We start from the raw sequence: 14,236 nt of genomic DNA on the forward strand, positions 1-14,236 counted from the left end.
AGTGAATAATGAATAATTAATAACTCGCGGTTTTGTTCTGTCTGACCAGGAACGCAAGAGGCCGCGCCCATAGCCTGGGTGCGGCCTCTTGCGTTCCGAGACAAGGCCTAGCGGCCCCGCGCAACTATTCATTATTCATTATTCACTATTAATTGCCCCCAGCGCCGTGACCGCACGGTCCGATGGGGAATCGCCACTGATTCTCTTTTCTGGCATAATCGCGCGCCTGTGCTGATCAGTGGCGCCACTACTGGTCCCTTATTGGTCTTGTCCGGGCTGTATCCGGGCACGAGACCGGCACTGTGTATCCGCAATGCGAACTTGAAGGTTGCACGGCCATACCCGCTGCAACCGCACGGCCACAAGCCCAGGACTAACCATGACCGATCCGATTGTTTATAACGACCTCAGCCCGGCCCAGCTGGTAGAGCTGGCTGTTCAGCGCAACGAAGGCCGCCTGGCCGATAACGGCGCCCTGGTAGTGGAAACCGGCCACCGCACCGGCCGCTCGCCCATGGACCGTTACATCGTTGACGAGCCGAGCACCAGCGAGCACATCCATTGGGGCGCCATCAACCGCCCCATCGACAGCGATAAATTTGACGCCCTGTGGGACCGCGTTACTGCGGCCGTTGCCGAAAGCGACGCCTTTATTTCCCACCTGCACGTGGGCGCAGACACCGATCATTACCTGGCCGTGAAAGTGACCGCGCAGACCGCGTGGCACAACCTGTTCGCCAACACCATGTTCATCCGCCCGGAGAAGTACAACCCGCGCAGCAAGGAAGAGTGGCAAATCCTGCATGCCCCGCACTTCCAGTGCGACCCGGAGCGTGACGGCACTAACTCCGACGGCTGCGTGATCCTCAACTTCGCCCAGCGCAAGATCCTCATTGCCGGCATGCGCTACGCCGGTGAAATGAAGAAAGCCATGTTCTCCGTGCAGAACTTCCTGCTGCCGGAAAAAGACGTGCTGCCCATGCACTGCTCCGCCAACGTGGGCGAAGACGGCGACGTGGCCCTGTTCTTCGGCCTGTCCGGCACCGGTAAAACCACCCTGTCCGCCGACCCGAACCGTTACCTGATCGGTGACGACGAGCACGGCTGGGGCAAAGATGTGGTCTTCAACATCGAAGGCGGCTGCTACGCCAAGTGCATCGACCTGAGCCAGAAGAACGAGCCGGTAATCTGGGACGCCATCAAGTTCGGCGCGGTACTGGAAAACGTCATCATCAATGACGAAACCCGCACCGCCGACTACGCCGATGTGTCTCTCACCCAGAACACCCGTGCCGCCTACCCACTGGAAAACATCGACAAAAAAGTCGAAGAAAACCGTGCCGGCGAGCCCAAGCACATCATCTTCCTGACCTGCGACCTGACCGGCGTCCTGCCGCCCGTCTCCAAGCTGTCCAAGGAAGCGGCGGCGTACCACTTCCTGAGCGGCTACACTGCCCTGGTGGGTTCCACCGAAATGGGTTCTGGTGGTGGTATCAAGAGCACCTTCTCTACCTGCTTCGGCGCGCCCTTCTTCCCCCGTCGTGCCGGCGAATACGCCGAGCTGCTGATCAAGCGCATGGAAGAGTTCGGCTCCACCGTTTACCTGGTGAACACCGGCTGGACCGGTGGCCCCTTCGGCGAAGGCGAGCGTTTCAGCATCCCCACCACCCGTGGCGTGGTCAACGCGATCCTGTCCGGCGAGCTGGACACTGCGGAAACCGAGCACCTGGATATCATCAACCTGGACGTGCCGAAAGCCGTTTCCGGTGTGGACAGCAACCTGCTGCAACCCAAGAAGACCTGGGCCAACCCGGAAAACTACGAAGCTCGCGCCCGCGACCTGGCAGAGCAGTTCCAGAAGAACTTCGCTGACAAGTACGCCGATGTGTCCGACGAGATCCGCGCGGCCGGCCCCAAAGCGTAACTGACGCAGCACGCTTCACGCTGCAGGCAACACGCAGAAGGCGCCTCCAAGGCGCCTTCGTTGTTTGTAGGCACGGCAACTCACCTCTCACGCAAAAAAAGCATCGACGCCAGACCGTAAGTACAGCTCTTCCCCCCAACAAGTCGTAATACCATGCGACAATTGGACCTGACATGTCCAAAGGCTAGACTTGCCGTCTTAGATAAAGGACTTCTCATGAGCAAACCCAGAATTGTTGTTGTCGGCGGTGGTGCCGGTGGTCTTCCATTAGTCACCAAACTCGGCGCCAAGCTCGGCAAATATGGCAATGCCGATATCACCCTGGTGGATTCATCCAGCATCCACGTCTGGAAACCCCGCTTCCATGAAGTGGCCACCGGTGCCATCGATGCGGACCTGGACGCGGTGGATTATCGCGCCCATGCCCAGCTCAACCATTACCGGTTTGAGCCCGGCACCATGACCCAGGTCGATACCGCCGGGCAGACCCTGACCCTGGCGCCCCTGCACGATGCCCATGGCAGCGAAGTCCTCCCGGAGCGCAAGCTGAGTTACGACTATCTGGTACTGGCCACCGGCAGCCAGAGTAACGACTTCGGCACCCCCGGGGTACGCGACAACTGCCTGTTTATGGACAGCCGCGCCCAGGCAGAACGCTTCCGTGAGCGTTTCCTCAATGCCTGCCTGCACGCCAACTATGAAAACAAACCGGTTTCCGTGGCCATCGTGGGTGGCGGCGCCACCGGGGTGGAGCTGGCAGCCGAACTGCACCATGCCGTGAGCATGCTCAATTTTTATGGCCACGAGCATCTGGACCGCAAACATCTGCAGGTGGATATCATTGAAGCGGCGCCGCGTATCCTGCCGGTACTCAGCGAGCGGGTGTCCGCCACCGCCACCAAGCGCCTGGAAGGCCTGGGCGTGAAAGTACGCACCGGGGTCATGGTGGCCGAAGCCACCCCCGACGCCCTGGTGCCCAAAGACGGCGATCCCATCAAGGCCGACCTGCTGGTCTGGGCCGCCGGGGTGAAATGCCCGGAATGGCTGAGTCAGATCGACGGGCTGACCACCAACCGTATCAACCAGGTGGAAGTGGAACCGACCCTGCAGGCCAAGGGCCAGAAGAACGTCTTCATCATCGGTGACGCGGCCTTCCTGATTCCGGAAGGGGCAGAACGGCCAATCCCCCCGCGGGCCCAGTCTGCTCAGCAGATGGCCCAGCACACCGCCCGCAGCCTGCAACGGCTGCTGATGAATCGCGACCCGAAACCCTTCGAATACAAGGACCATGGTTCGCTGGTGTCGCTGTCCAACTACAGCTCGGTGGGCATGCTGATGGGCAACCTGAAAGGCGGTAACTTCTTTGTGGAAGGCTGGCTGGCCCGGATGATGTACATCAGCCTGTATCGCATGCACCAGGCGGCGCTCTACGGCTGGCCCCGCACCATCATGCTGCTCATTGCCGGGCGCTTCAACAAGCTGGTACGCCCGCGACTGAAGCTGCATTGACCCTGACAGCTTCCTGAGCACACCAACAGGCCCGGGGCGTTCCGACACCCCGGGCTTTTCTTTGTCTCATCGCGGATTACCCTGCGCGTTGCCGGACGCTCGACGCCGGATGCCTGACGCAAAACCCACAGCCTGAGAGGCTGTCACTATTGCGGCGCCTCTTTTGAGGAATATTCAGGAGCATTGCCAGGGAATAATCGGGTAATGCGTTTTGCGAAGAGGGCATAGCCGCCAAGGTTTTCAGGTTTCGAATGTAAGCGTCCGTTGTCGTGCATCCGGCACCCAGCTGCGACCACGGCAGAATAAGAAGACAACACCTGACATCGGCGCATCACTCAATTACGCGATGAACCTTTTCTTTGATGGCATCTTCACAGTCTCCCTGCCAGGGTGCTCCCATCACACAACACAGGGGGAACCATGCTCAACGCCTTGCCACGCACCATGCAATCCACCCGCTGGATCACCGGTCTGACACTGATAATGGCGATCGCCGGTTGCGACAACAGCACCGAAGTCAGCCGTGAAGTCAGCGCCTCTGCGTACACCCTCTCCGAAGCAGAAACCAAGAAAGGCAACGTGGGCCTGGCCGCCTGGGGCGACCAGCTGGAGCCCGGCATGAAGGCCATTGCCGTATCCCGCGACCTGATCAAGGCGGGGCTCACCCACCAGACCGAAGTCCGCATTGACGGCTTGCCCGGCACCTATCAGGTGCTCGACAAGATGAACAAGCGCTGGACCGATCACATCGACATCCTGATGAAAGACCGGCAGGCAGCACGGGAATGGGGCCGGCAGCCAGTCACCATCCGCTGGGAGGTGCCGGCTGAATAAGCCATCAGCATTCGCCACCTCCGGCGGCAGTCGCTACACTGACAGCAGGACACTGACGCCGGGATAACAATGAAAGCGATCGCACTCTACTGGTTCGGCATTTTCAAAAACACGGTGCGCCTGTGGCTGGAGGGCAACGCGATCAGCTATGCCGGGTCGCTGGCTTTCTTCACCCTGTTCTCTCTTGCCCCGGTGATTATCCTGGCGGTCAAAGTCATCTCCCTGGTGATGACCAGTGAGGCCGCCATGACCGAAATCCTCGGCCAGCTGGAAGCCACCATCGGCCCGGAAGCGGCCAACGAAGTCCGGAACGCCATCGCCAATACCCAGGCACCACGCCAGGGGCTGCTCGCCGGCATGCTCAGCCTGCTGGTCATGATCATTGGCGCCACCACCGTGTTTGCCCAGATGCAACGCTCCATGAATGCCATCTGGGAGGTGATGCCGCGGCCTTCACGCAACACCATCGCCGCGCTGATCAAAAGCCGGCTGCTGTCGCTGACGGTGGTAATTTCACTGGGCTTTGTGCTGCTGGTCTCGCTGCTGCTGAACGTGGTGGTCCAGGCAACCATCGTCTATGCGGAAAGCTGGCTGCCGATTCACGGCGCAGTGGTAGTAGTGATTGAGATGAGCGTATCCCTGCTGGTGATTGCTCTGCTGTTCGGCACCATGTTCCGGGTGCTACCCGATGTGGTACTGAACTGGAAAGCCGTTATGCCCGCAGCACTGGCCACCGCGATCCTGTTTTCGGTCGGCCGCGCACTGATCGGCCTGTACCTGGCGCATACCGCCACGGCATCCACCTACGGCGCCGCCGGCTCCCTGGTGGTCTTGCTGATGTGGGTGTACTACTCGTCCATGATTCTGTTATTCGGCGCCGCCTTCACCCGCGCTCACTGCGAAGCCCGGGGCCTGAAAATTCTGGCCCGCAGCACCGCTATTCGCGTGAAGCGCCAACAGATCGACCTGCCCGCCCAATAAGCCATTCTTCGTTATCCATTAACCGATATAGACCTCGCCTTCCGGATAACGCACCACCGGTTGGCGCGGACGGGTCAGCAGGAATGACAGGGTCAACGGGCCGATGCGCCCCACAAACATGACCAGCATGATCACCCACTGCCCCGCTGACGACAGCTCACCGGTAATGCCCCGCGACAACCCCACGGTGCCAAACGCCGATACCACTTCAAAGGTGAGATCCTCAAACCCCAGCCGGGCATCGGTGACCGACAGCGCCATCAACGCCACAAACACCACCCCGCAGGCAATAAAGGTAATCGCCAGGGATTTGTACACCAGGGTCGAGGAAACCTGCCGCCCGAAGATCACCGGCAGGGGCCGCCCTCGCAGGAAGGCACGAGTGGCCAGCAGCAGCACCATAAAGGTGGTCACCTTGATACCACTGCCGGTGGAATTGGTGCCCGCACCGATAAACATCAGCAGCAGATAAAACAGGCTGGTCGGCAGCGACAAGACACTCATGTCCACCACATTGAACCCGGCCGTACGCGGCGTCACCGCATGAAACCAGGACGCCGCCAGCTTGTCGCTGACACTCATGCCGCCCAGGGTGCCGGGGTTATTCCACTCCGCCAGCATAAAGAACAACAACGTGGCCGCCAGCAACACCCCGGTGCCCACCAGCATCAACTTGCTGTGCAGGGACAACCCGCGCCAGCGCCAGCCTTTTTCGAAATCCGCCAGCACCGTAAAGCCCAGCCCGCCCACGATGACCATGGTGGTAATGATCAGCACAATGCCCCAGTGCCCACCCCAGCCAGTGAGGCTGTCGGCACTGAGTGCAAAGCCTGCGTTATTAAACGCCGACACCGCATAGAACAGGCTGTGAAACGTGCCCTGACCCCAACCCAGTGCGGGCACCCAGACACACATTAACAGCGCCATGCCCACCGCCTGCACCACCACAACCACCACCACAATCCGGCGGATCAGCCAGGCGATATCACTGACCCGGCTGTAGTTCATGCAATCACGAATCAACTGCTGCTCACCGATACCCAGCCGATGCCCGATGGCCAGCAAGGTGGCCGCCGCAAAGGTCATGATGCCAATGCCGCCGGCCTCGATCAGCAGTAGTAACACCCACTGGCCGAACAGGGTGAACTGGCTGCCCACATCCACCACCGACAGGCCCGTCACCGTCACCGCAGAGGTAGCGGTGAACATGGCCTGCAACCAGCTGATTGGCGAATGGGTGGCGATAGGCAACTTGAGCAGCAACGCGCCCAATACGATTAACAAGAAAAAGCTGCCAGCCAGCGCCACAGGCGGAGACACCAGCGGCTTGTGCGTATGGGGACGGGAAACACCAAAACGGCGTGCGAACCAGGGCCTCATTGCGCTTTGGAAAACCGCAACAAGTCGTGCAACGTGCCCATCAGCACCATCTGGTCTTTCTCTTGCAATTCCAGCCCTTCGAACGGTGCTTGCCACACCTGGGTGCCGCGCTTGACCAGCGCCAGGCGCAGCTCTTCATCCTTCAGCGGCAACTCGGATGCGGTCATCCCGGCAAACCGTTTGTCGACCTTCACCTCTACCACCAGCCAGTCATTACCCAGGGAAATATAGTCGAGCATTTCCGGGTGCACGATGGTCTGGGCAACGCGGATGCCCATTTCATGCTCCGGGTGAATAATCCGGTTGGCCCCCAGGCGCGACAGAATCCGGTGATGGGGTTCACTGATCGCCTTGACCCACACCTGTTTCACCTCCGCACTTTTCAGTGCCAGAGTGGTCAGGATGCTGGCTTCCAGGTTTTCACCAATGGCGACCACCACCGCATCAAAGGCCGGGAAATCCAGTTCGGCCACCACCTTGTCACTGGTGCCGTCAGCGATCAGGGTTTGTGACAGCTTGTCAGCGTAATACTCCACCCGCTCACCATCGATATCCACGCCCATCACATCGTGCCCCAGGCGCGTCAATTCCTGCGCAATGGTGGAACCAAAACTGCCCAAACCGATCACAGCATACTGGTGCTTCACAGGCCCTCCTTACTCGAAGCAGTGGCAATAGCAAAAGTCTGCACCTTTTATTTGCCGCTGTCATGGCGGCAATCCGGGCAACCGTAAGAACAGTTTTTTTCGGTTTTTTTGTCGTTATGTGCCGCACCCCGACAACAACGGCGTTATGCTCTGTGTCGCCTTTTTCCGTTTGATGGTGGAGACCCCATGCCCTCGATTCGCGCCGCCCTGTTTGCCAGTGCCACCCTGCTCGCCAGCCCTGCCAGTTATGCCCTGGACAACGCCGAGTTTGAACAATGCATGGCTCAACTACGGGCCCAGGCCGATGAGGCGGGCATCCCGGCCCAGGTGATCAGCCGCAGCCTGAATACCGTCAAACTGAACGAGCGGGTGATCGAACTGGATCGCAGCCAGCCGGAATTCACCAGCAGCTTCTCGGACTATTACACCCGCCGGGTCAGCGAAACCCGCATCGAAACCGGCCGTAAAAAGTATCGCGAACAACAGCCCCTGCTACAGGCACTCACCCGCGAATACGGCATCCCCGGTCACTACCTGGTCGCTTTCTGGGGGCTGGAAACCAATTACGGCGGCTTCCTGGGCAGTATCCCGGTGCTGGATGCACTCAGCACCCTGGCGTGCGAAGGCCGTCGGGGCGATTACTTTTCCGGCGAGTTGATGAACGCGTTGCGCATCATTCAGTCCGGCGATGTGGAAGCCAGCCAGATGGAAGGCTCCTGGGCCGGCGCCATGGGCCAGACCCAATTCATGCCCGCCATCTTTCTCAAGTACGCGATCGATCACGATGGTGACGGCCGCCGCAATCTGTGGGAAAGCGAGGACGACGCTCTGGCCTCCGCGGCCAATTTCCTGCAAGGGCTGGGCTGGCAACGGGAACAGCGCTGGGGAAGGGAAGTCACGCTGCCTGACAATTTCGATTTCCAGCTAACCGGTTTCGCCCATCAACGCAGCCTCAGCGACTGGGCCAAGCTGGGTGTGCGCATGCCCGATGGTCAGCCCCTGCCCCAGGCAGACATGGAAGCGGCACTGGTGGTCCCCTCCGGCCATAACGGCCCGGCCTTTCTCGCCTACCAGAATTTCCGCGTGATCATGGGCTGGAACCGGTCAGAGTCCTATGCCATTGCGGTGGGTCGGCTGGCGGACCGCATTGCCGGCGGCGGCGCGCTCCACCAGGCTCCCGTTCCTGCCCCCAGACTGAACCGCGAGCAGGTCACCAAGCTTCAAAAAACGCTGAATGAACAAGGCCATGATGCGGGCGCGGAAGACGGCCTGCTCGGCCCCGGCACCCGCCAGGCCCTGGCCCGTTACCAGCAGGCCAATGGCATGGTGGCGGACGGCTTCCCGGACCAGGAAGTGCTCACCCACATCGGCGTTCTCCCTTAACCGGTCAGCTCTGCCACATAAACGGCACAGCGAGGACGTGGCCGGCGGCGACACAACAGCCGTCGTGAAAAGCACGTTTCGAAAGGCAAAACCTGAAAGCGCGGAAATGGCAGATTTTCGTAACGCGAAACCCGGCCCCCGAAACGGTTTTATCGGGTCAGTGCCCGGGCCAGGGCACTGACCCCATCCTCGATGGTGTCGTCCGGCAGGGCACCGAACCCCAGTAGCACGCCCGGCATCGCCGGTTCTGCCACATATAAAGCCTCCAGCGACATGGCGGTAACGTCCTCTTTGATCAAGGCGTCAGCCAAGTCCCTCACCGGCGGCGTGCGCACTGCAATATGCAACCCGGCCATCTGCGGCAGAACCGTCAGCGCCGATTGCCCCCGCAATGCAGCAAGCAGTTTTTCACGGCGTGATGCATAGCGGCGCTGCATCCGCTTCAAGTGACGGGCAAAGTCGCCCTCCTGGATCAGATAGCCCAGCGCACGCTGGGTCAGGTCGTTACTGCTCGAGTCGGTCAGCGACTTGGCCTGCAACAACGCAGCCTGCAAACCGCCCGGCATCACTATGTACCCCATACGAAAACTGGCATGGAGCACTTTTGAAAAGCTGCCCAGATACGCCACCTGCTGATGATGATCCAACCGCTTTAACGCCTCCAGTGGCCGCCCTTCAAAACGAAACTCGCCGTCGTAGTCATCCTCCACTATCAGCATCTCGGTAGCACGGGCCCGCTCCAGCAATGCCAAACGCCGGGAAAGGCTCATCGGCATGCCCAACGGAAACTGGTGCGATGGGGTTACATAAACCAGGCTTGCCTGATCTGGAATGCGATCAACACACAGCCCTTCCTCATCCACCGGCACAGGGATCACTGTTGCCCCAACCGCCTCGAACACTGCCCGGGCAGGCGGGTAGCCCGGCTCTTCCATTGCCACGCAATCCCCGGGAGCCAGGCGCACCCGCGCCAACAGATCCAGCCCCTGCTGCGCGCCTTGCGTAATCAGCAATTGATCCGCGCTGCATGGCAGCCCACGGCTGTAGCCCAGATAATCGACCAGCCCCAGGCGCAGACGCAGATCCCCCTGCACCTCACCATAAAGCAACGTCTCCGCCTGCTGATCCCGTACCGCCCGGTGCAGACAGCGCCGCCACGCCTGCCACGGCAGCTGCTCCCGCTCGGTCACCCCACCGGCAAAATTGAAACGCCGGGCGGGCCCGTTCCCCCACACTGGCTGCGTCATCCAGTGGGGCCCGGGGCTAACACCTGCCGGCAATAACGCCACCGGCTCACTGGCAGGCAAACGGGCCACAAAGGTACCGCTGCCCGGCCGGGCACAAAGAAACCCTTCCGCAATCAGCCGCTCATACGCCTGCACCACCAGCTGCCGCGATAATCCCAGTTCACGGCACAACACCCGGCTTGGTGGCATCCGCTCCCCCTCCTGCAGGCGACCATCCTGCATGGCCTGACGTAGCTCACGGTAAAGCTGGGCCTGCAACGCCCCTTCGCCATTCAGCACCAGATGCAACTGCAAATTGGTCTCCTTAATAATAGAAAACTGGTCCTTTTTACCAAACCGGACAGCGGTAGATTAGCACTCGGATGAACTGTTTCCATCAAAAGGCAAACCCCAATGATCAGCAAAAAACGAATAGTGAGAATCACGATACTGGTTGCCGTGGTGCTGTATTCATTACCTTCCATTGCCGCAGACCAGCGCATTGGGATTCTGGTTTATGACAAGGTGCTAACCAGTGATGTCACGGCACCAGCTGAAGTGTTTGGCGTCGCGACAAGAGAGTCGTGGTTTTCAGACTATGAAGTGCTGTTGATCGGCGTAGACAAAGACGCCGCCGTTGTCACCACCGAAGAAGGCATACGCTTGACGGTCGACAACACCATTTACGACAGCCCCAAACTGGATGCACTGATCGTCACCAGCTCCTATGTCATGGACTCGCTGTTTAAAAACGCTGACCTGACAGCATTCCTTACCGAACAGGCAAAAACCGCGTCATGGCTGGCCAGCAATTGCTCCGGGGCGTTTTTGTACGCCCACGCAGGTTTGCTTGATGGCTACACCGCTACCACCTGGGCAGGTGGCGAACCCCGGTTACAGCGAGAGTTCCCCAGCATCAATGTGATCGAAGACCGCAATGTTGTCGTTGATCGCAACCGGATATCCAGCAACGGAGGCATCCCGTCCTACCAGGGCGCACTGGTCTTGCTGGCGCAGATGAGCAGCAAGAGAAAGGCCAGGGAAGTGTTTGAAACCATCCAGCTAAACCGCCTGATCCCCTGGACCGAGATCACCCGTTATTTACCTGAAAAGTGACAAAAGGACGGCACCATCATGAAAGCCCGATTCAATTACTACACCGCCTCACCGGACACCATGAAAGCCATGTTCAACACCCAGGCCGTCATCGACGCCACCGGGCTGGACAAGCGACTGATTGCCCTGGTGGAACTGCGGGCATCACAGATCAACGGCTGCGCCTTTTGCATGCACATGCACGCCGCCCAGGCACGTAAACTGGGGGAGGACAACGCACGCATTGATACTGTCGCTGGCTGGCGCGATACCGACTGGTTCAGCGAACGAGAGCAAGCAGCCCTGGGCTGGACCGAATACCTGACCCGCCTCAGCCAGGGCGGCGATGGCGACGCCGCCTATGCAGCTCTGGCGGAACACTTCAGCGAAAAAGAACGCAGTGACCTGAGCTACGTCATCGGCGTTATCAATATGTGGAACCGTTTCAGCGTCGGCTTTCAGACGCACCCGGAGTAACAACGGTTTTCACTGCCACAGGCCCATGGCATGCTTCGAATCATATTCGATCCGGAGCCTGCCATGCGCACTGTCATTATCACCATGCTATCTAGCCTTGCCCTCAGCGCCTGCGCGGACACCGCCGCCACCCTGGAGCCACAAACCAACGACAGCATTACCGCCACCGAAATCACCGGTGGCCTGCATCACCCCTGGTCACTGGCGTTTGTCTCAGACAACGAATGGCTGATTACGGAACGGCGTGGCACCCTGCGACGGGTTGTGGATGGCGAACTGCAAGACGCCAATGTGGAGGGCGTACCGAACGTGGTGGCCTCCGGACAGGGCGGGTTGTTCGATGTGCTGCCGCACCCGGACTTTGCCGATAACCGGCGCCTGTACCTGAGCTACGCCAAACCCTGTGGCGATGGCGGCGGCACCACGGCGGTGGGCTACGGCACCTATAAAGCCGGCACCCTGAGCGACTTCCGTACCATTTATACGGCGGAGAAATCCTGCACCAATACCGGCAAGCATTTTGGTGGTCGCATCCTGTTCGATAATGACGGCTACCTGTTTCTGACCATTGGCGACCGCGGGCAACGCGAGCGCGCCCAGAATACGCAAGACCCCGCTGGCAGCGTTCTGCGCCTGCACGACGATGGCCGCATCCCGGAAGACAATCCACTGGTGGGTCAGGCCGACCAGGCCACCGAGATCTGGAGCTGGGGCCACCGCAATCCCCAGGGCCTGGCCCTGCACCCGCAGACCGGCAAACCCTGGCTCAATGAACATGGCCCCCGCGGTGGCGACGAGATCAATTTGGTAAAACCCGGCGTCAATTATGGCTGGCCGGTGATTACCTATGGCCGGGAATATTACGGCCCCGGCATTGGCGACACCGAGAAAAAAGGCTACGCCCAGCCCTTGCTGCACTGGACCCCCTCCATCGCGCCCGCCGGCATGGCCTTCATTACCAGCGACCGTTACCCCGGCTGGCAAGGCCACACCGCTAACGGTGCACTCAAGTTGCAGCATCTGAACATGGTGGCGTTTGACGGGCAGCAGCCAATCAGTGAAACCCGACTGCTGGGAGACCGTGAACAGCGAATCCGCGATGTCCGTCAGGGGCCGGACGGCTACCTGTACCTGCTCACCGACAGCAACAAGGGTCAGCTGCTGAAACTGAACCCGGCAGAGTAGTGACGAAGCGCTGATTAGCGCGACTGTCTCGCACTCAACGCAGGATGCCTGACGCTCAAAGCCCCCCTGGTGACCACAACGCCACCCCTTCTTCAGCGCAGAGCCTCACCCCCGGGGGAACCGGGGGCCGGCTTCCCCCCAACAGCAAACTGGCCAGGCAAAACGCAAATCCCCCCCAAAAAAGCCACTGAGCTACGCCGCACCCGGTGACCCCGCCATCAGCCTTGCCACCACAAACGTCTCCGACCAGAGGCAGATTACAGTCCGTCACAAAAGCCCCTGCATCTTTCACGCTTGGGCACCAAGGTACCCACAGATTTGCACTGCCATCTCACCTATGCTGATACATCTATAAAAAAATGTCTCGCTCCACGGCGAGCCGCCACCATAACAACACAGGGACCGCACCATGCCCGCTTCATCCTCAGCGCGCCTGAATGGCCGCACTCTGATCGTCATTCTCCTTGGCCTGGCACTGCAACTGACCGCCTGCGGCGGAGGTAGCGGCAGCGCCCCGACCGTTGTCAATGCATCCAACACCCCCAACGCCAACACCGGCGGCGACAGCGATGACGATACCGATAACGATGCTGGCGAGGATGTGAGTACACCGGTGAACCTGTCCTGGAACGAGCCCTACCAGCGCGACGAGGAATACCCGAACACGGTCAACCTGCCCCAGCAGCTGATCACCATGCGCGACGGCATTCGTCTGGCGGCCACCGTCACCCTGCCAGCGGACGAAAACGGCAATGCCATCGACGGCCCCTTCCCGGTGATCGCCACCTTCACCGGTTACAACCAGGCGCTCGGCGCCATCGGCGCCGCCGACCCGGCGCTGGTGAAAAGGGGTTACGCCTACATCATTGTGGATCTGCGCGGCACCGGGGCGGCAGAAGGCAGCTGGCAGGCATTCAGCCAGGTTGACCAGGACGATATCGGTGAGTTGCTGGAGTACATCAAGGTACAGCCCTGGAGCAACGGCAGCATCGGCATGAACGGCGCGTCTTACATGGGTATCACCGGCCTGCTTGCCGGCGCCCGGGAAGACCCGGCGGTGAAAGCCATTTTTGCCATCGTGCCCATGGGCGATGCCTACCGGGATATCGTCTTCACTGGCGGGCAGATCAACGCAGGCTTTATTCCCCTGTGGGTCACCCTGGTCACCGGGCTGGGCATCATCCCCACCCCCGCCGGGCTGGATAACGGCGAACCGGGCTATTACCTGACCACCCTGTTGCAACATTTGCAGGGCGCCCTCACCGAATTTCAGGTGCCCGTGGTGGCCGGTGCGCTGATTGGCGATGAAAACAAATACGACACCGAATTCTGGCGCATCCGCTCACCGCTGGAACAGATCGACAAGATCACCGCGCCGACCTTTGTGGTGGGCGGGTTGAATGATATTTTCCAGCGCGGCGAGCCACTGATTTATGAAGGCCTGAAAGACCACACCACCGCCAAGCTGCTGATCGGCCCCTGGGAACATCTGGACGGCTCCTCCGGGGCCGGCCTGCCCGCCGATGGTGTGCCGGCCCTGGGCCCCATCCGCCTGGCCTGGTTCGACCAGTACCTGAAAGGCATGGACACCGGCG

12 protein-coding genes are annotated in these 14,236 nt (G+C 60.3%); 9 read left to right on the forward strand and 3 right to left on the reverse strand.

Features of this window, described 5'->3' with window-relative positions; genetic code table 11:
• The first annotated feature begins 379 nt into the window (after positions 1-379).
• The 4 genes from COA55_RS14475 to COA55_RS14490 all read left to right on the forward strand — a co-directional run bounded on the left by COA55_RS14475 (position 380) and on the right by COA55_RS14490 (position 5,248).
• Positions 380-1,924 (forward strand): phosphoenolpyruvate carboxykinase, encoded by a 1,545-nt coding sequence (locus COA55_RS14475; RefSeq protein WP_063520278.1) that lies wholly within the window; start codon positions 380-382, stop codon positions 1,922-1,924.
• A 216-nt stretch (positions 1,925-2,140) separates the two neighbouring features.
• Positions 2,141-3,433: an NAD(P)/FAD-dependent oxidoreductase gene (locus COA55_RS14480; RefSeq protein WP_290502710.1), complete on the forward strand. Its 1,293-nt coding sequence runs from the start codon at positions 2,141-2,143 to the stop codon at positions 3,431-3,433.
• 420 nt (positions 3,434-3,853) lie between these two features.
• Complete coding sequence (locus COA55_RS14485) at positions 3,854-4,267, forward strand: 3D domain-containing protein (protein ID WP_156497004.1); 414 nt, start codon at positions 3,854-3,856, stop codon at positions 4,265-4,267.
• 69 nt (positions 4,268-4,336) lie between these two features.
• Positions 4,337-5,248 carry a YihY/virulence factor BrkB family protein gene (locus COA55_RS14490; RefSeq protein WP_290502711.1) on the forward strand — a complete coding sequence of 304 codons (912 nt, stop codon included), beginning with the start codon at positions 4,337-4,339 and terminating at the stop codon, positions 5,246-5,248.
• Between the two features lie 18 nt (positions 5,249-5,266).
• Here the strand turns inward: COA55_RS14490 and COA55_RS14495 are convergent, their stop codons facing one another.
• On the reverse strand, positions 5,267-6,532 hold the full coding sequence (locus COA55_RS14495; RefSeq protein WP_290502712.1) for a potassium transporter TrkG: 1,266 nt from the start codon (positions 6,530-6,532) through the stop codon (positions 5,267-5,269).
• 92 nt (positions 6,533-6,624) lie between these two features.
• Entirely contained in the window at positions 6,625-7,275 is a 651-nt protein-coding gene (locus COA55_RS14500; protein WP_063520460.1) for a TrkA family potassium uptake protein, read from the reverse strand.
• A 186-nt stretch (positions 7,276-7,461) separates the two neighbouring features.
• Here COA55_RS14500 and COA55_RS14505 point away from each other — a divergent pair, with 186 nt between their 5' ends.
• Complete coding sequence (locus COA55_RS14505) at positions 7,462-8,658, forward strand: lytic murein transglycosylase (protein ID WP_290502713.1); 1,197 nt, start codon at positions 7,462-7,464, stop codon at positions 8,656-8,658.
• Positions 8,659-8,807: 149 nt separating this feature from the next.
• Here the strand turns inward: COA55_RS14505 and COA55_RS14510 are convergent, their stop codons facing one another.
• Positions 8,808-10,199: a PLP-dependent aminotransferase family protein gene (locus tag COA55_RS14510; protein WP_290502714.1), complete on the reverse strand. Its 1,392-nt coding sequence runs from the start codon at positions 10,197-10,199 to the stop codon at positions 8,808-8,810.
• Between the two features lie 120 nt (positions 10,200-10,319).
• Here COA55_RS14510 and COA55_RS14515 point away from each other — a divergent pair, with 120 nt between their 5' ends.
• From COA55_RS14515 to COA55_RS14530, 4 genes are all read left to right on the forward strand, one after another.
• The gene (locus COA55_RS14515; protein WP_290502715.1) at positions 10,320-11,000 is read left to right on the forward strand and encodes a DJ-1/PfpI family protein; all 681 of its coding nucleotides are present in this window, start codon (positions 10,320-10,322) and stop codon (positions 10,998-11,000) included.
• Between the two features lie 18 nt (positions 11,001-11,018).
• Complete coding sequence (locus COA55_RS14520) at positions 11,019-11,456, forward strand: carboxymuconolactone decarboxylase family protein (RefSeq protein WP_063521127.1); 438 nt, start codon at positions 11,019-11,021, stop codon at positions 11,454-11,456.
• Positions 11,457-11,519: 63 nt separating this feature from the next.
• Positions 11,520-12,641: a PQQ-dependent sugar dehydrogenase gene (locus COA55_RS14525; protein ID WP_290502716.1), complete on the forward strand. Its 1,122-nt coding sequence runs from the start codon at positions 11,520-11,522 to the stop codon at positions 12,639-12,641.
• Positions 12,642-13,050: 409 nt separating this feature from the next.
• A partial coding sequence (locus COA55_RS14530; RefSeq protein ID WP_290502717.1) for a CocE/NonD family hydrolase occupies positions 13,051-14,236 on the forward strand: 1,186 nt, incomplete at its 3' end.

It is taken from the genome of Alcanivorax sp. (genome assembly GCF_002733835.1).
In the GTDB taxonomy this organism is placed as follows: domain Bacteria; phylum Pseudomonadota; class Gammaproteobacteria; order Pseudomonadales; family Alcanivoracaceae; genus Alcanivorax.

Coding starts and splice junctions, on each gene's coding strand:
- COA55_RS14490 (WP_290502711.1), top strand. CDS start 4,337: ATGAAAGCGATCGCACTCTACTGGTTCGGCATTTTCAAAAACACGGTG.
- COA55_RS14480 (WP_290502710.1), top strand. CDS start 2,141: ATGAGCAAACCCAGAATTGTTGTTGTCGGCGGTGGTGCCGGTGGTCTT.
- COA55_RS14520 (WP_063521127.1), top strand. CDS start 11,019: ATGAAAGCCCGATTCAATTACTACACCGCCTCACCGGACACCATGAAA.
- COA55_RS14485 (WP_156497004.1), top strand. CDS start 3,854: ATGCTCAACGCCTTGCCACGCACCATGCAATCCACCCGCTGGATCACC.
- COA55_RS14505 (WP_290502713.1), top strand. CDS start 7,462: ATGCCCTCGATTCGCGCCGCCCTGTTTGCCAGTGCCACCCTGCTCGCC.
- COA55_RS14525 (WP_290502716.1), top strand. CDS start 11,520: ATGCGCACTGTCATTATCACCATGCTATCTAGCCTTGCCCTCAGCGCC.
- COA55_RS14475 (WP_063520278.1), top strand. CDS start 380: ATGACCGATCCGATTGTTTATAACGACCTCAGCCCGGCCCAGCTGGTA.